Raw genomic sequence first — 22,684 nt, forward strand, 5'->3', positions numbered from 1 at the left:
TTTTACCTCTTACGCCAGACGCGGGTTAACTTTATCTGCATCGATGTTGAATTTGGTAATCGCATCCGCTACCACTTTCTTGTCGATTTCGCCACGTTTAGCCAGTTCGCCCAGCGCTGCGACAACCACATAAGAAGCATCAACTTCGAAGTGGTGACGCAGGTTCTCACGGCTGTCGGAACGACCGAAGCCATCCGTACCCAGTACGCGATAGTCGTCAGCCGGTACGTAAGTACGAACCTGCTCGGCGAACAGTTTCATATAGTCAGTAGATGCCACTGCCGGAGCGTCGTTCATCACCTGAGCGATGTACGGTACGCGCGGGGTTTCCAGCGGGTGCAGCATGTTCCAGCGCTCACAATCCTGACCATCACGCGCCAGTTCGGTGAAGGAGGTTACGCTGTACACGTCAGAACCTACGCCGTAGTCTTTCGCCAGGATCTGTGCCGCTTCACGCACGTGACGCAGGATAGAACCGGAGCCCAGCAGCTGAACTTTACCTTTGCTACCTTCAAGGGTTTCGAGTTTGTAGATACCTTTACGGATACCTTCCTCGGCACCTGCTGGCATGGCCGGCATGTGGTAGTTTTCGTTCAGGGTGGTGATGTAGTAGTAAACGTTCTCTTGTTTCTCACCGTACATACGCTCCAGACCATCATGCATGATGACAGCCACTTCGTAAGCGTAAGCCGGGTCGTAAGAGATACAGTTCGGGATAGTCAGCGACTGAATGTGGCTGTGACCATCTTCGTGCTGCAGACCTTCGCCGTTCAGCGTAGTACGACCGGAAGTCCCGCCGATCAGGAAGCCGCGAGCCTGCTGGTCGCCAGCCTGCCAGCACAGGTCGCCGATACGCTGGAACCCGAACATGGAGTAGTAGATATAGAACGGGATCATCGGCAGATCGTTGGTGCTGTAAGAGGTCGCCGCAGCCAGCCAGGATGCGCCTGCGCCCAGCTCGTTGATCCCTTCCTGCAGAATCTGGCCTTTCTCGTCTTCTTTGTAGTAAGCAACCTGCTCACGGTCCTGCGGGGTGTACTGCTGGCCGTTCGGGCTGTAGATACCAATCTGACGGAACAGACCTTCCATACCGAAAGTACGCGCTTCGTCGGCGATGATCGGTACCAGGCGATCTTTGATCGACTTGTTCTTCAGCATCACGTTCAGGGCGCGCACGAAAGCGATCGTAGTGGAAATCTCTTTGCTTTGCTCTTCCAGCAGCGCGCCGAAATCTGAAAGTTGAGGCAGCTCTAACTTCTCGGTGAAGTTCGGCTGACGGCTTGGCAGGTAGCCATGCAGCGCCTGACGGCGTTCATGCAGGTATTTGTGTTCTTCAGAACCTTCCGGGAAGGTAATGTACGGCAGTTTTTCGAGATCAGCATCGGCAACCGGCACGTTGAAACGATCGCGGACGTAACGCACGCCGTCCATGTTCATTTTCTTAACCTGGTGAGCGATGTTTTTACCTTCCGCGGTGTCACCCATGCCGTAACCTTTAATGGTATGGGCCAGGATTACGGTCGCTTTGCCTTTGGTTTCCTGCGCTTTTTTCAGTGCCGCGTAAACTTTCTTCGGATCGTGACCACCGCGGTTCAGCGCCCAAATCTGCTCGTCAGTCCAGTCAGCCACCAGCGCGGCGGTTTCCGGATATTTACCGAAGAAGTGCTCACGTACGTAAGCGCCGTCTTTGGATTTGAAGGTCTGGTAGTCACCGTCAACGGTTTCGTTCATCAGCTGGATAAGCTTACCGCTGGTGTCTTTACGCAGCAGTTCATCCCAACGACCGCCCCACATGACTTTGATCACGTTCCAGCCAGCACCTGCAAAGATGCCTTCCAGTTCGTTAACAATCTTGCCGTTACCGGTGACCGGGCCGTCAAGACGTTGCAGGTTACAGTTGATAACAAAGACCAAGTTGTCCAGTTTTTCACGGGTGGCGATGGTGATCGCGCCTTTGGATTCCGGCTCGTCCATCTCGCCGTCGCCGAGGAAGGCGTAAACGGTCTGTTTAGAGGTATCTTTCAGGCCACGGTGTTCCAGATATTTCAGGAATTTCGCCTGGTAGATAGCACCGATTGGGCCCAGACCCATAGAGACGGTCGGGAACTGCCAGAATTCCGGCATCAGTTTCGGGTGCGGATAGGAAGAGAGGCCATTGCCATGCACTTCCTGACGGAAGTTATCCATCTGTTCCTGGGTCAGACGACCTTCCAGGAACGCGCGAGCGTAGATGCCCGGAGAGATGTGGCCCTGGAAGTACACCAGGTCGCCGCCATCCTGTTCGTTGCGCGCACGGAAGAAATGGTTGAAACAGACATCATAGATCGTGGCGGAAGACTGGAAGGACGCCATGTGGCCGCCCAACTCAAGGTCTTTTTTAGACGCGCGCAGCACGGTCATGATGGCGTTCCAGCGGATCGCAGAACGAATGCGACGTTCCAGCTCCAGATTGCCCGGGTATTCCGGTTCGTCTTCAACGGCAATAGTGTTGATGTAATTACTGGCCCCTGCGCCTGCCGCGACTTTCACGCCGCCTTTACGAACTTCAGAAAGCAGTTGGTCAATCAGATACTGAGCGCGCTCAACACCTTCTTCACGGATGACCGATTCGATCGCCTGTAGCCAGTCGCGAGTTTCGATCGGATCCACGTCATTTTGGAAACGTTCTGACATGGGGGTATTCCTTATCTATCTAATACGTTGAGTTATCTGGAACCTGTCCCATTAAACTTTCGTCAGAAAGCTTAATAAGACAGGTTCTGCGTTTAGTTGCCGCGCACATTTTTGCGCTTTATTCACAACATCTTCTGGTTAACGTTCTGCCAGAAAAAACTAATTCTTGCGCTGTTCCAGGCGGCGTAAAGCGCGTTCACGACGGCTCTCCTCACGGCTTCTGTCCAGCATAATCTCTTCGATAAACGCCAGATGTCGGTGTGACGCTTCACGCGCTTCTTCTGGTTTTCCGGCCATAATGGCTTCAAATATACGGGTGCGATGCGTACTCACCAGCGGCAGCATCTCCCGACGCGCATACAGCAATTCGAAGTTCTGCCGCACGTTTTGCGCCAGCATCGGCTCCATACACCTTAGCAGATGAAGCAATACCACGTTGTGCGCCGCTTCGGTGACGGCGATTTGATACTGGAGCACGGCTTCGGACTCGGCATCCAGATCGCCGGACTCTTGCGCCAGCTCAATAGCATGGTGCAGCTCGCGAATACGGTCTTTATCTTCATCGGTGCTGCGCAGCGCCGCGTAATAAGCCGCAATGCCTTCCAGAGCATGGCGCGTTTCGAGCAGGTCAAACTGGGATTCAGGGTGATCGGAGAGCAGTTCCACCAGCGGGTCGCTAAAGCTCTGCCACAGGCTGCTCTGCACGAAGGTTCCGCCGCCCTGGCGACGAAGCAACAATCCCTTCGCTTCGAGACGTTGAATCGCCTCGCGCAAGGAGGGACGGGAGACGTCGAACTGTTTTGCCAGTTCACGTTCCGGTGGGAGTTTTTCTCCGGGACGCAATGTTCCCTCAAGGATTAAAAACTCCAGCTGCTGCTCGATCACATCGGAGAGTTTTGGTTGGCGGATTTTGCTGTAGGCCATGATTTCCTGTCTTAAGCCATTTGCCCGGAGTCAATTGGTCTTACCAATTTCATGTCTGTGACGCTAAAGTAACAAAGTATTCACCTTCTGTCCATACAGGTTTTGATTGAAATCAGTAAAGGAGGCACATTTTAACAATTTTACAGAAATCATGTTTCAAAACTGTAACTGTGCACAAATGTTAAATTTACCCACCTGGAGGTAGATTTAACGTATTTGAAACGATAAAAAATCTCATCTGAACCGATTCAACAGCAGATTAAATGCATTTTTATGCATAAATAATGAATAAAAACAAATCAACCTTTGTAAGGGAAAATAAAAGGAGGTATTTACAAGTGCTTTCTTTTTACGCAACTCGTCATCACCCCTGCACAAAGCAGGTGCATTCCCGGCCACATACCATTATTCTGATCAAGACGAAAGAGTTGAAGTGACATTTTAAAAAGCGAGCTTGTAAATAAATCAATACAAAAAGCGGAATTGCAAACTTACACACGCACTACTGCATCGTTCAAAATAAGCGCGTTATGAATAAACCGCGCCCGATACACGAGGTTTTATAATGGACAGTCAGCAGCACAGCGAGCAGCTCAAGCGCGGCCTGAAAAACCGCCATATTCAGCTTATCGCATTGGGCGGCGCGATAGGGACAGGCTTGTTCCTGGGAAGCGCCTCCGTTATTCAGTCGGCGGGGCCAGGAATTATCCTGGGCTATGCGATTGCAGGCTTTATTGCCTTTCTGATTATGCGCCAGCTGGGGGAGATGGTGGTTGAAGAACCGGTCGCCGGCTCTTTTAGCCACTTCGCCTATAAATACTGGGGCGGCTTTGCCGGATTCGCTTCCGGCTGGAACTACTGGGTGCTGTACGTATTAGTTGCCATGGCGGAACTGACCGCAGTGGGTAAATATATCCAGTTCTGGTATCCGGAGATCCCCACCTGGGCTTCTGCGGCAGCCTTCTTTGTGATTATCAACGCCATCAACCTGACCAACGTTAAAGTGTTCGGTGAGATGGAGTTTTGGTTCGCCATTATTAAAGTGATCGCCGTCATCGCTATGATTCTGTTCGGCGCGTGGTTACTCTTCAGCGATACCGCTGGTCCGCAGGCCACCGTGCGCAACCTGTGGGAACAGGGTGGCTTTCTGCCGCATGGCTGGACCGGGCTGGTGATGATGATGGCCATTATTATGTTTTCGTTCGGCGGACTGGAGCTGGTAGGGATCACCGCCGCTGAAGCCGATAACCCGGAACAGAGCATCCCCAAAGCCACTAATCAGGTTATCTATCGCATCCTGATTTTTTATATCGGCTCGCTGGCGGTTCTGCTTTCGCTGCTGCCATGGACTCGCGTCACCGCCGATACCAGCCCGTTTGTCCTTATCTTCCATGAGCTGGGCGATACGTTTGTCGCCAATGCGCTGAATATCGTGGTTCTCACCGCCGCGCTATCGGTTTATAACAGCTGCGTTTACTGCAACAGCCGTATGCTGTTCGGTCTGGCCCAGCAGGGAAATGCGCCGAAAGCGCTGCTGAACGTCGACAAACGCGGCGTACCGGTGAGCTCCATTTTGGTTTCCGCCGTCGTGACGGCGTTGTGCGTGCTGCTCAACTACTTGGCCCCAGAGTCCGCATTCGGACTGCTGATGGCGCTGGTGGTCTCCGCGCTGGTCATTAACTGGGCGATGATTAGCCTTGCCCATATGATGTTCCGTCGCGCGAAACAGCAACAGGGCGTGAAAACCCGCTTCCCGGCCCTGTTTTATCCGTTCGGCAACGTTCTCTGTCTGCTGTTTATGGCGGCGGTATTGATCATTATGCTGATGACGCCAGGTATGGCGATCTCCGTGTGGCTGATTCCGGTATGGCTGCTCATCCTGGGCGTCGGCTACCTGTGTAAAGAAAAAACGGCAAAAACGGTGAAAGCCCACTGATCGTGGCGTTACTTTTCCGCCCTCCCCGTCCGGGGAGGGTGTTATCTGCCTCACAGTTTCCCACGTATAACCATTTTATCCATATCAGCGGCGTGATCCTGCTACGCAAATAAAAGCTCGCAGGCGAATAATTACCGCCATCATCTGATGGGGAGAAGTCTCAATGGATAAGGGCAGACTTTCGGTAAGAGAGAAAATCGGGTATGGTATGGGCGACGCCGGATGTAACATTATTTTTGGCGCTATCATGCTGTTTGTTAATTACTTTTATACGGATATTTTTGGTCTTACCCCGGCGTTAGTCGGTGTTTTACTCCTTTCAGTACGCGTTATCGATGCCGTTACCGATCCGGTGATGGGCGCGCTTGCCGATCGTACCCAAAGTAAATATGGTCGTTTCCGCCCCTGGCTACTGTGGATTGCATTTCCCTACGCGCTGTTCAGCGTTCTGATGTTCACGACGCCGGACTGGGGCTATAACAACAAAGTTGTCTATGCTTTCGTCACCTATTTTCTGCTTTCCGTGACCTACACCGCCATCAATATTCCCTATTGCTCACTGGGCGGCGTGATCACTAACGATCCAAAAGAGCGCGTGGCCTGTCAGGCTTATCGCTTCGTGTTAGTCGGCATCGCGACGCTGTTGCTATCGTTAACGCTATTGCCGATGGTGGACTGGTTTGGCGGCGGCGACAAAGCCAAAGGCTATCAGTTGGCGATGACCGTGCTGGCGATTATCGGCATGGGTATGTTTCTGTTCTGCTTTGCCAGCGTCCGCGAACGCGTTCGCCCTGCCGTTCCGACGCACGATGATATGAAGAATGATTTCAAAGATGTGTGGAAAAACGATCAATGGGTACGCATTCTGCTATTGACCTTATGTAACGTCTGCCCGGGGTTTATCCGTATGGCGGCGACCATGTATTACGTCACCTGGGTGATGGGACAAAGCACCCATTTCGCTACGCTTTTTATTAGTCTTGGCGTGGTCGGTATGATGATCGGCAGTATGCTGGCAAAAGTCTTAACCGATCGCTGGTGTAAATTGAAGGTATTTTTCTGGACCAATATCGCGCTGGCGATTTTCTCCTGCGCGTTCTATTTCTTTGATCCGAAAGCCACCGTGATGATAGTGGCGCTCTACTTCCTGCTCAATATTCTGCATCAGATCCCTTCCCCGCTGCACTGGTCGCTGATGGCGGACGTCGACGATTACGGCGAATGGAAAACCGGCAAACGCATTATCGGTATCAGCTTCTCCGGTAACCTGTTCTTCCTGAAACTGGGCCTGGCGATTGCCGGGGCGATGGTCGGCTTTTTGCTCTCCTGGTACGGTTATGACGCCAGCGCCAAAGCGCAAAGCGCCTCGGCGATGAACGGTATTATGCTGTTGTTTACCGTTATCCCCGGCGTTGGCTATCTGATTACCGCAGGCGTGGTACGTCTGCTGAAAGTTGACCGTGAACTGATGAAAAAAATCCAGGACGATTTGGAAAAACGTCGCACTAATTACCGCGAATTGAGTGAGTTGCAGGAGCTCAACGCCGCTGAAAGCGTAAGGAAAGCCTGATGGCAAACTGGCCAAACCCGTTTATTGAACAACGTGCCGACCCATTTATTTTACGCGACGGCAGCGATTACTACTTTATTGCCTCCGTACCGGAATATGACAGACTGGAAATCCGCCGGGCTAATTCGCTGGAAGGGTTGCGCGCCGCCGACCCCGTTGTCGTCTGGCGCAAACCGAAAACAGGCCCGATGAGCCAGCTTATCTGGGCACCGGAAATGCACCGCATCAACGGTAAGTGGTACATCTATTTTGCCGCTACCCATACTCAAGCGCTTGATAAGCTGGGAATGTTCCAGCACCGCATGTTTGCCCTGGAGTGCGCCGATGCCGACCCACTCACCGGCAAGTGGACGGAGAAAGGTCAAATTAAAACACCGTTTGATACCTTCGCCCTCGATGCCACCACTTTTTATCATCAGGGAAAGCAGTGGTATCTGTGGGCGCAAAAAGCGCCGGATATTGCCGGTAACTCAAATATTTATCTGGCTGAACTGGAAAATCCGTGGACGATTAAAGGCGAGCCGGTAAGGCTCAGTAAGCCAGAGTACGACTGGGAGTGTCGGGGTTTTTGGGTTAACGAAGGTCCGGCCGTCGTGGTGCATGGCGACAAGCTGTTTATCAGCTATTCGGCCAGCGCCACCGATGAAAACTACTGTATGGGGTTACTGTGGATTAACGTAAACGACGATCCGCTCACCCCGCAGAACTGGCATAAATCACCGCGCCCGGTCTTTACCACCAGCTATGAGAATCGCCAGTATGGGCCGGGACACAACAGCTTTACGCAAACGCCGGAAGGTGAAGATGTACTGGTGTACCACGCGAGAAATTACACCGAAATTGAAGGCGATCCGTTGTACGATCCCAACCGCCATACGCGTCTGAAACGGGTGCGCTGGGACGAAAACGGGATGCCTGATTTTGGCGTGCCGCCAGCCGATACGATCTAAGCCGTTGCACTGCCCGGTGGCGCTAGCGCTTACCGGGCCTACAGATTTTTCCATTGTAGGCCGCATAAGCGTTAGCGCCATCGGCACAACATTACACTAATGCCCCATAAATGGTGAGCAACGCAATAATCACCACCACCACAAACGAGGCCTTCTTCGCCATCGACACCGCCGCTTTGGGGGTTTCTACTTTGTCAGTATGCGGTTCGCGCGCCAGTGAGAACTGCGCCAGACGTGTGAGCACCTGATATTGCGAAGTATGCAGATCCGCCAGCGAGGCAAACCAGGCCGGCAACGCTTTCTCGCCATGCCCCAGTAATGCATACACTACGCCCGCCAGACGTACCGGAATCCAGTCCAGCACATGAAGAATAGCGTCAATGCCGGATTGCAAACGTTGGTGCGGCGTCTGATAGCGCGCCAGCCAAGTCTGCCAGGCCCGTAAAAACGCATAACCCACCAGCGTTACCGGCCCCCACGGACCGCCAACGATAAACCAAAATAGCGGTGCGAGGTAAAAACGGAAATTTATCCATAACAACGCATTTTGCAGATCACGCAAAAACTCACGCTCATTACAATCCGGCGGCACGCCGTGAATCAGCGTAAGCTCGCTGGCCATCGCCTCGCAAGGATGCGGATCGTTACGGGACGCCGCTTTCAGCCAGGCGTGATAATGTACTCGCACTTTGCCCGCGCCGATACACAGCACGCCCAGGAGAATCCACACCACCAGCGTCGGCACGTTAAATAGCAGCCCTTTTAACGCCTGGAGCAGTAGAAAAGTCACCACCATCGCGATCGCCGTCATTCCCATCGTGCGTAACATCGAAAAATGCGTAATCCGACGGAATAGCGCCTCCAGCCGATGATCGAGCTGCCAGTGCTCGCCCAGCTTAAACAGGCGCTCGACAATCAGCACCAGTAATGTCGTAAACAGCGTCATGTCATCTCCTTGTGCGACGAGAGGGCTACCAAAGCGCGAAAGCGCGGCCAGTCAAAGGCAGGGCCAGGGTCCGTTTTGCGGTCAGGCGCAATGTTGCAGTGTCCGGTCATATTGTCGGCGATCGCCGGATAGCTAGCGATAAGCGTGCGCGTCACGGCGGCTAGCTGCTGATACTGCGCATCGGTATAAGCCAGCGTATCCGTCCCCTCCAGCTCAATACCAATGGAGAAATCATTACAACGTTCCCGCCCCTGATAGTTTGACACGCCCGCATGCCACGCACGCTTATCAAAAGGCACATACTGGACGATTTCACCGTCGCGACGAATCAGACAATGGGCCGAAACACGAAGATGAGCGATTTCTGCAAAAAAAGGATGGGCGTCTGGATCTATCGTTCCGGTGAATAATGCATCGATCCACGGACCGCCAAACTCGCCGGGGGGCAGGCTAATATTATGCACCACCAGCAAGGACGGTTTTTCGTCATCCGGACGGCAATCATAATGCGGAGAAGGGACGCGTCGCGCCTCTACCAACCAACCCTTATCTGGCAACATGCGGAGTCTCCTTTTGAGTGGTGCTTATAGCTGCTTCAGAGTAGCATGTTTCTACCTTATGATTCGTTAGCAATTTGGAGTTTTATCATGCCGCCTCGCCGTTATAACCCAGACGACCGACGTGACGCGCTACTGGAACGCATTAATCTCGATATCCCTGCCGCCGTTGCTCAGGCGCTGCGTGAAGATTTAGGTGGAGAAGTCGATGCTGGCAACGATATCACCGCGCAACTTTTGCCGGCAGATACGCAAGCCCATGCCACGGTGATCACTCGTGAAGACGGCGTTTTCTGCGGCAAGCGCTGGGTTGAAGAGGTCTTCATCCAACTGGCGGGCGATGATGTGCGCCTCACCTGGCATGTCGATGACGGCGACGCCATTCACGCCAACCAAACAGTGTTTGAACTGAACGGCCCGGCTCGCGTATTGCTGACCGGCGAGCGCACGGCGCTAAACTTTGTCCAGACCCTTTCCGGCGTCGCCAGTGAAGTACGCCGCTACGTTGGACTGCTGGCTGGCACCCAAACCCAGTTGCTCGACACGCGTAAAACGCTGCCGGGTCTGCGCACCGCGCTCAAATATGCAGTTTTATGCGGCGGCGGCGCCAATCATCGTCTGGGCCTCACTGACGCGTTCCTGATTAAAGAAAACCATATCATCGCCTCCGGTTCTGTTCGTCAGGCGGTGGAAAAAGCGTTCTGGCTACATCCGGACGTGCCGGTAGAAGTCGAGGTCGAAAATCTGGATGAACTGGACGATGCGCTGAAAGCAGGCGCGGATATTATCATGCTGGATAATTTCAACACCGACCAGATGCGCGAGGCGGTGAAACGCGTCAACGGCCAGGCGCGGCTGGAAGTATCCGGCAACGTCACCGCGGAAACCTTACGCGAATTTGCTGAAACCGGGGTGGATTTCATCTCCGTTGGCGCGCTGACCAAGCACGTACGCGCGCTCGATCTCTCCATGCGTTTTCGCTGATCCTCTCCGCCCGATGGCGCTGCGCCGTCGGGTCTATAAATCACCTGTCCGTAGATCCGCGTCGTGATTCGGTAAAATATTCGTAGCGCCTCGCAATAACGTTGCCGTGTCATGTAACGCAGCGAAAATCTTCAGAATCCGCCTTCCCGTTTTACCTTTTGCCGCTCGCCCGCTCTTTCCTCGTTTGCCACAGTAGCGCCAGCTAACTCAAGGAGCGAACAATGGAAAAACAACGCGGTTTCACGCTTATCGAACTGATGGTCGTTATTGGCATCATCGCCATTTTAAGCGCCATTGGCATTCCGGCTTACCAGAACTATCTGCGTAAAGCGGCGCTGACGGATATGTTGCAAACGTTTGTCCCCTACCGTACCGCCGTCGAACTCTGCGCTCTGGAACATGGTGGGACGAGCACATGCGATGCGGGCGTCAACGGTATCCCCTCGCCCGTCATCACCCGTTATGTTTCGGGCATGAGCGTGGAAAAAGGCGTCATCACGCTTACCGGCCAGGAGAGTCTGAGCGGGCTTAACGTCATCATGACGCCCGCCTGGGACAATGCTAACGGCATTACCGGCTGGACGCGTAACTGCAATATTCAAAGCGACAGCGCGTTACAACAGGCTTGTGAAGATGCCTTCCGTTTTGACGCCAACTAAGGAGACAAGATGAAAGACGCTCAGCTCAACACCTTGTGTCAACGTCATCAGGCTGTACTGATCAATAGCGCCAGCAACAGTATCACTGTTGCAGTGGTCGACGCGCCCTCTCATGCGTTACTGGACGCTCTGCATTTCGCCACGCAAAAACAGATTGATATTGTGTGCTGGACTCGCCAGCAAATGGAAAATCATCGGCATAAGCCGGATCAGGCTCCCTCGGCAAACGCCGCGAAAGGCGGAGAAACCGCGGCCCAGCTTCTCAATCAGACATTACGCTCGGCGATGGCGAAACGCGCCTCTGATATCCATCTCGAACCAAGCGCCAGCCGCTACCGAATAAGACTCCGCATCGACGGCGTTCTTCATATTCTGCAGGACATCGCCAAAGAGACGGGGCTTGCGCTGACGGCCAGATTGAAAGTCCTGGGAAATTTGGACATCGCTGAACATCGACTGCCGCAGGACGGGCAATTTACCGTTGACCTGACGGGCGACAGCATCTCTTTTCGTATCGCCACGCTTCCCTGTAAAGAAGGCGAAAAAGTCGTCTTACGGTTGTTGCATCAGGTTGAACAAACGCTGGATCTGAACACGCTGGGCATGTACGGGGCACAACTTACCGCTTTTAGACAAGCCCTACAGCAACCTCAAGGGCTGGTACTGGTGACTGGCCCCACCGGTAGCGGAAAAACGGTCACGCTATACAGCGCGCTACAAACCCGGAATACGCCGGGTATCAACCTCTGTAGCGTTGAGGATCCGATAGAAATTCCACTGGATGGGATTAACCAGACGCAGATCCATCCCCGCGCCGGGCTCACCTTTCAAAATGTGCTGCGCGCGCTTTTACGCCAGGACCCTGACATCATCATGGTAGGTGAAATTCGTGACGGCGACACCGCAGAAATCGCCATTAAGGCGGCACAAACGGGCCATCTGGTACTTTCAACGCTCCATACGAACTCCACCAGCGAAACCCTGATACGTTTGCAGCAAATGGGCGTAGCACGCTGGATGATCTCATCGGCGCTTACGCTGGTGGTAGCGCAACGCCTGGTAAGAAAGCTTTGCCCGCACTGCAAACAGCGCCTGAACGATCCCGTGGTACTATCGCCCAATCTTTGGCCCAGCGCGCTGCCGCGCTGGCAGGCAAGCGGCTGTCAGCATTGCTACCACGGCTTTTATGGCCGAACCGCGTTATTCGAAGTGTTAACCGTTACCCCGGCATTACGTCAGTTAATTGCGAGCGGCGCATCGGCGCAAGCACTGGAAGCCCACCTCCAGCAGACCGGTACAGAGACGCTTTTTGAAAATGGCTGTCGCGCCGTTGAGCAAGGCATGACGTCCTTTGAAGAGATACTGCGCGTTCTGGGAATGCCCCATGAGCGTTAAACAGCTCTGGCACTGGCAAGGCGTTAACGATAAAGGTCAACTGGAACAAGACGTTGTATGGGTGGACAATCGTCTGGCGCTGATCATCACCCTGCAACATCAGCACATTATGCCGCTTCGCATCAAGCGCATAGGCGTTAACGCCGCACTGTGGAAAGAAGAGCAAAGCGCTGAAATTATTCATCAGTTGGCCACGCTCATTCATGCCGGGCTGACGCTTTCTGAAGGGCTGGAACTCCTTGCGAAACAGCATCCCCACCGACAATGGCAAGCGCTGTTGCGCACGCTGGCTCACGAGCTTGAACAGGGCGTCCCTTTTTCCAGCGCATTAGTCTCCTGGCCGCAGGTATTTCCGCCGCTCTACCAGACGATGATCCGCACCGGAGAGCTGACCGGCAAACTGGCCGAATGCTGCTTTGAACTGGCCCGTCAGCAAAAAGCGCAACGGCAGATTACGGTTAGCGTGAAAAAGGCGCTACGCTATCCCGTCATTATTCTGACAATGGCCGCCCTGGTCGTTTTCGCCATGCTGCACTTTGTCCTGCCGGAATTTGCCGCCATTTACCGTAGCTTCAATACCCCGCTCCCTCTTCTGACGCGCGGTATTATCGCGATAGCGCAATGGGGGTCGGCATGGGGTTGGCTCATCTTGTTCCTGACGATGCTCATTGCTATCGCTCACAGCAGGGTAAAACAAAAACCGTCCTGGCAAGCGCAGCGGCAGCGTCTTCTGCTACGGCTCCCCGTTATGGGTCGCCTGATAAGAAGCCAGAAACTAGCGCAAATATTCACCGTACTGGCATTAACCCAAAGCGCAGGCATTCCTTTTCTTCAGGGACTGGAAAGCGCTATCGATAGTCTCGGCTGCCCTTACTGGTCACAGCGTTTAACGCAGGTACATCAGGAGATCGCCGCGGGCAATCCGGTCTGGTTGGCGCTAAAAAATACCCAGGAATTTAGTCCGCTATGCCTGCAACTGGTCAGAACGGGCGAAGCGTCCGGCTCACTCGATATCATGCTGCATAACCTTGCCCGTCACCACAGTGAAACTACGCTGGCGCTGGCCGATAATCTGGCGTCGCTGTTGGAACCGGCGTTATTGATCATCACCGGCTTAATTATCGGTACGCTGGTGGTGGCGATGTATTTGCCGATTTTTCATTTGGGAGACGCGATGAGCGGGATGGGATAAGGCTGGCGCACATGTACGCCAGCCAGAATATTAGAGGCTATTGAAAATGCGGTTTTCTTGTTCCTGCACCCGAATAAAGGTGGTGCGTTTGGTCAACTCTTTCAGGCGAGACGCGCCGACATAAGTGCAGGCTGAGCGTAGACCGCCCAGGATATCGCGGGCGGTATTGCCCACCGGCCCACGCAGCGGCAATTTAACCGTTTTACCTTCTGCCGCGCGGTATTTCGCAACGCCGCCGACATGACGGTTCATCGCAGATTCCGAACTCATGCCGTAGAACAGCATGAATTTCTCGCCATTCTCTTCTACCACGCTGCCGCCGCTCTCTTCGTGACCCGCCAGCATACCGCCCAACATAACGAAATCCGCGCCGCCGCCGAAGGCTTTTGCTACGTCGCCTGGCATGGTGCAGCCGCCATCGCTGACGATCATGCCGCCCAGGCCATGCGCCGCGTCAGCACATTCGATAACCGCCGACAGTTGCGGATAACCAACGCCGGTTTTTACACGCGTCGTGCATACGGAGCCGGGACCAATTCCCACTTTCACGATATCGGCGCCGGAGAGGATAAGCTCTTCGCACATCTCGCCCGTTACCACATTGCCTGCGCAGATTGTTTTTGTCGGCCATGCTTCACGTGCTTTCGCGACGAACTGCACAAAATGTTCTGAATAGCCATTGGCCACATCAATACAGACAAAGTTCAGCGCAGGATTCAGCGCCAGAATCTGCACGGTTTTTTCGAAATCAGCATCAGAGGTCCCGGTGGAAACCATCACATGCTTGAGAACATCAGCCGAAGCCGTGTTGATAAAAGCTGCCCATTCTTCAACGGTATAATGTTTATGTACAGCAGTCAGAATATCAAACCCGGCCAATGCTTGCGCCATTTCAAACGTCCCGACGGTATCCATATTGGCCGCGATAATCGGTACGCCAGACCAGGTCTGACCTGAGTGTTTAAAGGTGAATTGACGTTCCAGTTCGACATCGGAACGGCTTTTGAGGGTAGAACGCTTAGGACGGATAAGAACGTCTTTGAAACCTAACTTCAGATCTTCTTCAATACGCATGTACGGATTCCTGGGGTTAATGGCGAAAAATCGAAACTCACAACTCCAGTGACGTTATCATACGCACTAATCATGGCCGTACAAGACTGCGAAATTCTCTTTTTTTACGTTACAATCCCATAAATTTACCTGGCGAATAGTAGGTTAATGCTCAGAGCGTATCGTCTTTGTATGCTTAAAATTTAATCTTTTGATTGTCAAACTAAAATTCCGGAAGCTGGAGATATGAGGTATACCGTAGCCTTAACCGGCGGTATTGGCAGCGGTAAAAGTACCGTCGCTGATGCCTTCGCTGACCTCGGAATAACCGTCATCGACGCGGATATTATCGCGCGCCAGATGGTTGAGCCAGGGCAGCCCGCCCTGAACGCAATAGCGGAACATTTTGGTTCTGAACTTATCGCCGCCGACGGCACGTTACGTCGCCGGGCGCTGCGTGAGCGTATTTTTTCGCATCCGGAAGAAAAAGCCTGGCTTAACGCTCTGCTTCATCCCTTAATTCAGCAGGAAACCCAACAACAGTTTCAACAGGCTACGTCGCCCTATGTGTTATGGGTTGTGCCTCTGCTGGTTGAAAACAGGCTGTATCAAAAAGCCAACCGCGTACTGGTGGTTGACGTGATGCCCGAAACGCAACTCATACGCACAATGCAGCGTGATGATGTTACGCGCGAGCATGTTGAACACATTCTCGCTGCGCAGGCGACGCGTGAAGCGCGCCTTGCCGTGGCGGACGATGTTATTGATAATAACGGCGCACCGGATGCTATCGCATCAGATGTGGCCCGCCTGCACGCCAGTTATCTTAAGCTCGCGTCGCAGTTTGTCTCACAGGAAAAACCGTAATGCACACCCAGGTCCTATTTGAACACCCTCTCAATGAGAAGATGCGTACGTGGCTGCGCATAGAGTTTTTGATCCAACAGCTCTCCATCAACCTGCCAATTGCAGACCATGCTGGCGCACTGCATTTTTTCCGTAACATCAGCGATCTACTGGATGTGTTCGAACGGGGCGAAGTCCGTACCGAACTGCTGAAAGAACTGGAGCGCCAGCAGCGTAAATTACAGGCCTGGGTTGAGGTTCCCGGCGTCGATCAAGACCGTATTGAAGCCCTGCGCCAGCAGTTAAAATCGGCGGGCAGCGTGCTGATCTCCGCCCCGAGGATTGGCCAGCAGCTACGCGAAGATCGCTTGATTGCCCTTGTGCGTCAACGCTTAAGTATTCCTGGCGGCTGTTGCAGTTTCGATTTACCCACTCTGCATATCTGGTTGCACCTACAACAGGCGCAGCGCGACGCCCAGATTGAAAGCTGGCTTGCCAGCCTGAATCCCCTCACCCAGGCGCTGACGCTGGTGCTTGATCTGATCCGTAATTCAGCGCCTTTCCGTAAGCAAACCAGCCTGAACGGTTTTTATCAGGATAACGGGGACGACGCCGATTTGCTGCGTCTTATGCTGACGCTCGATTCACAACTTTATCCGCAAATTTCCGGCCATAAGAGCCGTTTTGCCATTCGCTTTATGCCGCTGGATAGTGAAAATGGTCTGGTGCCGGAGCGTCTTGATTTTGAACTGGCCTGTTGCTAAGGAGTAAAAATGTCTGACGTGACCGTCGTAAACTGTCCGACCTGCGGTAAACCGGTCGTCTGGGGGGAAATTAGCCCCTTCCGCCCATTTTGTTCTAAACGCTGTCAGCTAATTGATTTGGGCGAATGGGCCGCCGAAGAGAAACGAATCGCCAGCAGCGGCGACCCGTCTGATAGCGACGACTGGAGCGAAGAGCGCTAACGGTGATGGCTCTGTTGAGACGGCAATATCGCCTTATGACAAAAATAATCAATAAATACGCGTAGTTTTGGCGCCATATGCGCGCGGCCGGGATAATACAAATAAAACCGGTCCGCCGCAGGCAGCCACTCCTCAAGCACGGAACACAACCGCCCATCCTGTAAGTCTTCGTGGACATCCTGTTCAAAAACATAGGTTAGCCCTGCCCCATCACGCGCGGCGGAGAGACGCAACGCTTTATCATTCACCATTAACGCGGCTTCCGGCGTAATTTCCAGCCGTTGCGCTCCATGAACAAACTCCCACCGATATAGCCCGCTCTCACGCGTAAAACGATGGCAAAGGCAGCGGTGATTGATGAGTTCCTGAGGGTGCAGCGGCGTGCCAAAACGCGCAAGGTATGCAGGGGATGCTACGATCGCCGGGCGTAAAACATCACCGAGCGGAACGACATTCATATCAAGTTGTACCGCATCGCCAAAGCGAATACCGGCATCAAAGCGTTCGTTAATTAAATCCACAAAACCGTCATTCACATCGATATCCAGCCGAATATCGGGATAATCGCGCATGAAACCGGCGAGATTAGGTTGTAACAGAAGCGTGGCCGCCGTGCGCGGTACGGTCAGGCGTAATGTCCCTCCGGGTATATCGCGGCTCTGGCGGGCATGTTCCATCGCCTCATCAATATGGGCCAATGCGGGTCTGATACTGGCAAGAAAGGCATGTCCTGCTTCTGTCAAACCGACACGCCGGGTGGTTCGGTTCAACAATTTCACGCCAAGTTCATCCTCCAGTTGGCGCATATTCTGACTTAACGCCGACGTGGAAATATGTAACTGCGCCGCTGCCCGCGTGAAGCTATGGTTTTCAGCAATCATGCAAAAAGCATGCAATATGGACATCACATCATGACGCATTATTAAGCCAGCCTTCATAAACCATGCTTATTCCCCCTATTTTTCATGTTATACGCCAGGTATAGACTACCTGCCATGCACAAAATATCCTCATGGAGGCAGTATGCAATATCGTACATTAGGCGCAAACGGACCGCGAGTGTCAGCCATCGGACTGGGATGTATGGGCATGAGCGCATTTTACGGCGCTCATGACGACAGCACCTCAATTAAGACGCTACATTATGCGTTAGATCAGGGGGTAACACTGCTCGATACCGCAGATATGTATGGCCCTTATACCAATGAAAGGTTAGTCGGAAAAGCCATCGCCGATCGTCGCGATCGGGTATTTTTAGCGACGAAATTTGGTATCGTTCTCGACCCTGCTAACCCTATGGCGCGTGGCGTCAATGGCAGACCGGAGTACGTTCGCCGTAGTTGTGAGCAAAGCCTGCAACGCCTGGGGGTCGATCATATCGATCTGTACTATCAACATCGCGTTGATCCATCAGTTCCCATAGAAGAGACTGTCGGTGCAATGGCGGACCTGGTGCGCGAGGGAAAAGTGCGTTATCTCGGGCTATCCGAAGCATCAACGCAAACGCTGGAACGCGCCCATAACGTTCACCCTATTACCGCGCTGCAAAGTGAGTATTCGCTTTGGTCCCGCGAAGCGGAAATTTCAGCACTTTCCACCTGTGAACGGTTGGGTATAGGATTCGTCGCTTACAGCCCGCTGGGACGCGGATTTCTGACCGGTACGATTAAAACGCCAGAAGATTTTGCTGCGAATGACTTCCGTCGCACAAATCCCAGGTTCATGGGTGAGAGCTTCTCGCGCAATTTACGTCTGGCTGAAGCAATAAAACAAATGGCACGCGAAAAAGAGTGTACCCCCGCACAATTAGCGCTGGCCTGGCTGCTGGCCCGCAACAGGCACATCGTTCCCATTCCCGGCACCCGCCACTGCGCCAGGGTGGATGAAAACCTCGGCGCGTTATCACTGACCCTAAGCCCGCAGGAGCTGACGGCAATTGAGGCGGTTTTTCCTCACGACACCGCGGCCGGCCCCCGCTACTGGCCGGAAATTATGTCGACATTAAATCGCTAATAAGATCGATGGGGATCGTGTTGCGATCCCTCACTAAAGCGCAAATTGGCGTAATTTACGAATAATCGGTTCATTGGCCGGCGGAAAATCGTCCGTATTCAACGCGTTCTGCGCGATCCACCGTCCCGGCTGTCCTTCTTTCCCCCACGGTTCGCCCTCCCAGCGTTCAACCAGCCAAAACCACAGCGTGATGTGTCTATCCGGGAATTGATATTCCAGAGTGTCGAATAATGTCACCTGTGTTGGCGTAATCCCCACCTCTTCCTGTAGCTCCCGGATCAACGCCTGCTCTGGTGTTTCGCCGGCTTCAATTTTTCCGCCGGGAAATTCAAGCTTGTTCGCCATATGCGCATCAGCGGCGCGTTGGGTAATAAAAATTTCGTCGTTCGGGTTGCGGATAATCCCAACCGCGATTTGCAGTTTTTTCATCTTGTTGCATCCATAAAAAAGGCGCAGTCGCCTGCGCCTTTTTACCTGTGTTCAATGCCAGGCCGAATAAGCGTAGCGCCCTTCGGCAATAATGCCAGCACCGACCTGATGGCAACACATTATGTCTTATCAGGCCGGTAAGGTTATCGCATTAGCTCAGGCGACCGTGACACTGTTTGTATTTCTTACCGGAACCGCACGGGCAAGGATCGTTACGTCCAATCTTACGTTCGCCTGTTTGGGCGGCCAGATCGGCAGCCACGGCGGCATCGTCATCCTGATGGCTTAGCTGCTGCATCTGCGCCAGTCGCTCCGCCTCTTCGCGACGCTGCATTTCCATCGCTTCGACCTCTTCAGGCATACGTACCTGGACTTTGCTCAGGGTACTGATCACTTCATATTTCAGCGATTCCAGCATCGCGGCGAACATAGCGAAGGATTCGCGCTTGTATTCCTGCTTCGGATCTTTTTGCGCATAGCCGCGCAGATGAATACCCTGACGCAGGTAATCCATCGCCGCCAGATGCTCTTTCCACAGGGAATCGAGCGTTTGCAGCATCACGCCTTTTTCGAAATGACGCATCATTTCAGCGCCAACCACCTCTTCTTTACGCTGATACACCTCGATGGACTGCGCCAGGATGCGCTCACGCAGCGTCTCCTCATGTAGCTCCGGCTCTTTATCCAGCCATTCGGCAATCGGCATCTCCAAGTCGAAGTCGTTTTTCAGGCGTTCTTGCAAACCCAGGATGTCCCACATCTCTTCCAGCGACTGCGGCGGAATGTAGGCGTCGATAGTCGCCTTAAAGACATCTTCGCGAATGCTGTTAATGGTGTCGCTCACGTCAGACACATCCAGCAGTTCGTTACGCTGGGTATAAATTGCACGGCGCTGATCGTTCGCCACATCATCATATTCCAGCAGTTGCTTACGAATATCGAAGTTACGGCTTTCTACTTTACGCTGCGCGTTAGCGATAGCTTTCGTCACCCACGGGTGCTCAATCGCTTCGCCCGGCTTCATCCCCAGTTTACGCATCATACCGGAGACACGATCGGAGGCGAAAATACGCATCAGCGCATCTTCCATCGACAGATAGAAACGGGAAGAACCCGGATCGCCCTGGCGACCGGAACGGCCACGCAGCTGGTTGTCGATACGGCGGGATTCATGGCGCTCGGTGCCAATGATATGCAGACCACCGGCAGCTAGAACCGCGTCATGGCGTACCTGCCAGTCCGCTTTAATCTGCGCAATCTGTTCTTCCGTCGGCGCTTCCAGCGCGGCGACTTCCGCCTGCCAGCTACCGCCCAGCATAATATCGGTACCACGACCCGCCATGTTAGTAGCGATAGTGACCGCCGCTGGATAACCAGCCTGCGCAACGATGCCTGCTTCGTTGGCGTGGAATTTTGCGTTCAGTACGTTATGTTTGATGCCCGCTTTGGTCAGCTCTCTGGAGACCACTTCAGATTTCTCGATAGAAATCGTCCCGACCAGCACTGGCTGACCGTTCGCGGTACGTTCTTTAATATCTTCGATAATGGCCTGGATTTTTTCCGCTTCGGTCATGTAGACCAGATCCGGCAAATCTTTACGGATCATCGGACGGTTGGTCGGAACAACGACGGTGTCCAGCTTATAGATAGAGCTAAATTCGAAGGCTTCAGTATCCGCCGTACCGGTCATACCGGCCAGCTTTTCATACAGACGGAAGTAGTTCTGGAAGGTAATAGACGCCAGCGTCTGGTTTTCATTCTGAATTTCAACGCCTTCTTTCGCTTCTACCGCCTGGTGCAGACCGTCAGACCAGCGACGCCCCTGCATGGTACGACCGGTATGTTCATCAACAATGATGACTTCGCCGTCTTTCACAATGTAATCCACGTCACGGGTAAACAGCGCGTGCGCGCGCAGCGCGGCGGTGACGTGATGCATCAGCATAATATTGCCAGGCGAGTAGAGCGACTCGCCTTCATCCATAATGCCTTCTTGCACCAGTAGCTCTTCAATCAGCACCAGACCGCGTTCGGTCAGGTTAACCTGGCGCGCTTTCTCATCAACGGAGAAGTGGCCTTCGCCCTGGAAAGTGTCAGAATCTTCTTTCTCCTGACGAATCAGGTGCGGAATGATTTTGTTCACTTTTTTGTACATTTCCGAGCTATCTTCCGCCGGGCCGGAAATAATCAGCGGCGTACGCGCTTCATCGATCAGGATGGAGTCGACTTCATCCACCAGCGCATAATGCAGTTTACGCTGCACGCGCTCTTCCGGGCTGAATGCCATGTTGTCGCGCAGGTAGTCAAAACCGTATTCGTTGTTAGTGCCGTAAGTGATGTCGGCAGCGTAAGCTTCACGTTTGGCTGGCGCAGGCATACCTGGCAGGTTGATACCAACGGACATACCGAGGAATTCGAATAGCGGACGGTTGTTTTCGGCGTCACGCTGCGCCAGATAGTCGTTCACGGTTACCACATGAACGCCTTTGCCGGACAACGCGTTCAGGTAGGCTGGCAGCGTTGCGGTCAGCGTTTTACCTTCACCAGTACGCATTTCGGCGATACAGCGATCGTTGAGCACCATACCACCCAATAGCTGAACGTCGAAGTGACGCATCCCAAAGACGCGTTTACTGGCTTCACGCACCACCGCGAACGCTTCCGGAATCAGGCTCTCTACGCTTTCGCCTTTTTCAATACGGGCGCGAAATTCGTTGGTTTTCGCTTTCAGTTCGTCATCGGAGAGTTTTTCCATCTCCGGTTCCATCGCATTAATAAGGCTGACGGCCTTACGCATACGACGCAGCGTACGATCGTTACGGCTACCGAATACTTTGGTTAATAATTTGATTAGCATAATAAAGTCTCAAATGCCCCGCGCCGCGGAGCTACAAATAAAGTAAAAGGGTCTTTTTTCGTTAGCTGAGACGTTGCGGACCGGCGCGGATACCCTGCGCCTGACTTATCCAGGCCGGGATGCTAAATGCGGTTTGTGGCGCAAAATACGCCAGGGAGAGGCGACGAACAATCGCCGGCGGCGTGCCCTCCTGCGTGAGCATCGCGCTGAGCGTATTCAGTAAGGCGATATGATGCGCCTGTAATGGCGACGGCGCGTCGGCAACGGGCAGCGTTTGCGGCGCCATTGCAAAAGAAAGGTGGCGAATCACCGTGCGAATAGCGTGCTGATGCCAGTAATCTACGGTGAAATTGGGACGACGGTTAGAGGCTTCTAACAGCGCAAGATGGCTAAAGTTAACTTTAGACGCGGTGCTGGCGGTCGTCCTTGCAGGCGTATTGGTTTCAGCGGCGTTACTGAGCGCGGGCAAACCAAAACTCGCCGCGACCATCCCTAATAAGAGATGCGGCCAGAAGTATCGTCTGCCTAACTGTCGCCAGCGCGTCAGTATTCCACTCACGTCATTGCCACCTGATATGCCCCTCATGGGCTTACGGAATCAAAACAATTTGCGCACAAATCTTATCATTAAAGCGTACGCGCTACAGCAGTAATGACGAGAAGCTAAGGTGAAAATCGGCTAAGAAAACAGCGAACGCGCCGTGTTTCCATTTAACCCTGTCAAAATGGCTGTAT

Annotated in this window: 20 protein-coding genes; 11 read left to right on the forward strand and 9 right to left on the reverse strand. The window is 53.3% G+C overall.

All coding sequences use genetic code 11. From position 1 onward, the window contains the following. Nucleotides 1-9 precede the first annotated feature (9 nt). Both aceE and pdhR read right to left on the reverse strand, forming a co-directional pair. On the reverse strand, nt 10-2,673 hold the full coding sequence (gene aceE / locus J4685_RS15575) for a pyruvate dehydrogenase (acetyl-transferring), homodimeric type (RefSeq protein ID WP_000003857.1): 2,664 nt from the start codon (nt 2,671-2,673) through the stop codon (nt 10-12). Between the two features lie 159 nt (nt 2,674-2,832). After that, a complete protein-coding gene (gene pdhR / locus J4685_RS15580) occupies nt 2,833-3,597 on the reverse strand; it encodes a pyruvate dehydrogenase complex transcriptional repressor PdhR (RefSeq protein WP_000331771.1) in 765 nt (254 codons plus the stop codon). A gap of 562 nt (nt 3,598-4,159) precedes the next feature. On the opposite strand from pdhR, the gene aroP reads away from it, so the two are divergent. The 3 genes from aroP to J4685_RS15595 all read left to right on the forward strand — a co-directional run bounded on the left by aroP (nt 4,160) and on the right by J4685_RS15595 (nt 8,053). Then, the gene (gene aroP / locus J4685_RS15585; protein WP_162467022.1) at nt 4,160-5,533 is read left to right on the forward strand and encodes an aromatic amino acid transporter AroP; all 1,374 of its coding nucleotides are present in this window, start codon (nt 4,160-4,162) and stop codon (nt 5,531-5,533) included. 163 nt (nt 5,534-5,696) lie between these two features. Next, complete coding sequence (locus tag J4685_RS15590; protein ID WP_000357547.1) at nt 5,697-7,103, forward strand: glycoside-pentoside-hexuronide (GPH):cation symporter; 1,407 nt, start codon at nt 5,697-5,699, stop codon at nt 7,101-7,103. After that, nucleotides 7,103-8,053, forward strand: coding sequence for a family 43 glycosylhydrolase (locus J4685_RS15595; protein WP_000024787.1), 951 nt, complete (start codon nt 7,103-7,105; stop codon nt 8,051-8,053). Before J4685_RS15590 ends, J4685_RS15595 begins: the two co-directional genes overlap by 1 nt. A 91-nt stretch (nt 8,054-8,144) precedes the next feature. Here the strand turns inward: J4685_RS15595 and ampE are convergent, their stop codons facing one another. Continuing rightward, entirely contained in the window at nt 8,145-8,999 is an 855-nt protein-coding gene (gene ampE / locus J4685_RS15600) for a beta-lactamase regulator AmpE (protein WP_000172037.1), read from the reverse strand. After that, entirely contained in the window at nt 8,996-9,559 is a 564-nt protein-coding gene (ampD, locus tag J4685_RS15605; protein WP_000936329.1) for a 1,6-anhydro-N-acetylmuramyl-L-alanine amidase AmpD, read from the reverse strand. Before ampD ends, ampE begins: the two co-directional genes overlap by 4 nt. Nucleotides 9,560-9,646: 87 nt before the next feature. Between ampD and nadC the strand changes: the two genes are divergently transcribed. From nadC to hofC, 4 genes are all read left to right on the forward strand, one after another. Further along, a complete protein-coding gene (nadC, locus tag J4685_RS15610; protein ID WP_001135136.1) occupies nt 9,647-10,540 on the forward strand; it encodes a carboxylating nicotinate-nucleotide diphosphorylase in 894 nt (297 codons plus the stop codon). 221 nt (nt 10,541-10,761) lie between these two features. Next, on the forward strand, nt 10,762-11,199 hold the full coding sequence (gene ppdD / locus J4685_RS15615; protein WP_000414987.1) for a prepilin peptidase-dependent pilin: 438 nt from the start codon (nt 10,762-10,764) through the stop codon (nt 11,197-11,199). A 9-nt stretch (nt 11,200-11,208) separates the two neighbouring features. Then, entirely contained in the window at nt 11,209-12,594 is a 1,386-nt protein-coding gene (gspE, locus tag J4685_RS15620; protein ID WP_016506155.1) for a type II secretion system protein GspE, read from the forward strand. Further along, nucleotides 12,584-13,786 carry a protein transport protein HofC gene (gene hofC, locus J4685_RS15625; protein ID WP_000114083.1) on the forward strand — a complete coding sequence of 401 codons (1,203 nt, stop codon included), beginning with the start codon at nt 12,584-12,586 and terminating at the stop codon, nt 13,784-13,786. The genes gspE and hofC overlap by 11 nt, the downstream gene beginning before the upstream one ends. A gap of 30 nt (nt 13,787-13,816) precedes the next feature. On the opposite strand, the gene J4685_RS15630 is transcribed toward hofC, so the two are convergent. After that, the gene (locus J4685_RS15630; protein WP_001217365.1) at nt 13,817-14,860 is read right to left on the reverse strand and encodes a GMP reductase; all 1,044 of its coding nucleotides are present in this window, start codon (nt 14,858-14,860) and stop codon (nt 13,817-13,819) included. A 225-nt stretch (nt 14,861-15,085) separates the two neighbouring features. On the opposite strand from J4685_RS15630, the gene coaE reads away from it, so the two are divergent. The 3 genes from coaE to yacG are packed head-to-tail and all read left to right on the forward strand — an operon-like array spanning nt 15,086 to nt 16,650. Next, entirely contained in the window at nt 15,086-15,706 is a 621-nt protein-coding gene (coaE, locus tag J4685_RS15635) for a dephospho-CoA kinase (protein ID WP_001270909.1), read from the forward strand. Further along, entirely contained in the window at nt 15,706-16,449 is a 744-nt protein-coding gene (gene zapD, locus J4685_RS15640; protein ID WP_000557441.1) for a cell division protein ZapD, read from the forward strand. Before coaE ends, zapD begins: the two co-directional genes overlap by 1 nt. Before the next feature lie 9 nt (nt 16,450-16,458). Continuing rightward, the gene (gene yacG / locus J4685_RS15645) at nt 16,459-16,650 is read left to right on the forward strand and encodes a DNA gyrase inhibitor YacG (protein WP_001286418.1); all 192 of its coding nucleotides are present in this window, start codon (nt 16,459-16,461) and stop codon (nt 16,648-16,650) included. Here yacG and J4685_RS15650 read toward each other — a convergent pair. After that, entirely contained in the window at nt 16,647-17,588 is a 942-nt protein-coding gene (locus J4685_RS15650) for a LysR family transcriptional regulator (protein ID WP_011232968.1), read from the reverse strand. The genes yacG and J4685_RS15650 overlap by 4 nt on opposite strands. Nucleotides 17,589-17,673: 85 nt before the next feature. Between J4685_RS15650 and J4685_RS15655 the strand changes: the two genes are divergently transcribed. Next, entirely contained in the window at nt 17,674-18,663 is a 990-nt protein-coding gene (locus tag J4685_RS15655) for an aldo/keto reductase (RefSeq protein ID WP_001200032.1), read from the forward strand. A gap of 33 nt (nt 18,664-18,696) precedes the next feature. Here the strand turns inward: J4685_RS15655 and mutT are convergent, their stop codons facing one another. From mutT to secM, 3 genes are all read right to left on the reverse strand, one after another. Further along, the gene (gene mutT / locus J4685_RS15660) at nt 18,697-19,092 is read right to left on the reverse strand and encodes an 8-oxo-dGTP diphosphatase MutT (RefSeq protein WP_000736054.1); all 396 of its coding nucleotides are present in this window, start codon (nt 19,090-19,092) and stop codon (nt 18,697-18,699) included. A 151-nt stretch (nt 19,093-19,243) separates the two neighbouring features. Further along, nucleotides 19,244-21,949, reverse strand: coding sequence for a preprotein translocase subunit SecA (secA, locus tag J4685_RS15665; RefSeq protein ID WP_000905752.1), 2,706 nt, complete (start codon nt 21,947-21,949; stop codon nt 19,244-19,246). A gap of 61 nt (nt 21,950-22,010) precedes the next feature. After that, on the reverse strand, nt 22,011-22,508 hold the full coding sequence (gene secM, locus J4685_RS15670; RefSeq protein WP_000014336.1) for a secA translation cis-regulator SecM: 498 nt from the start codon (nt 22,506-22,508) through the stop codon (nt 22,011-22,013). Between the last annotated feature and the right edge of the window lie 176 nt (nt 22,509-22,684).

The sequence above is a fragment of the Salmonella sp. 32100201201700099SM genome (assembly GCF_017572645.1).
GTDB lineage: Bacteria > Pseudomonadota > Gammaproteobacteria > Enterobacterales > Enterobacteriaceae > Salmonella > Salmonella enterica.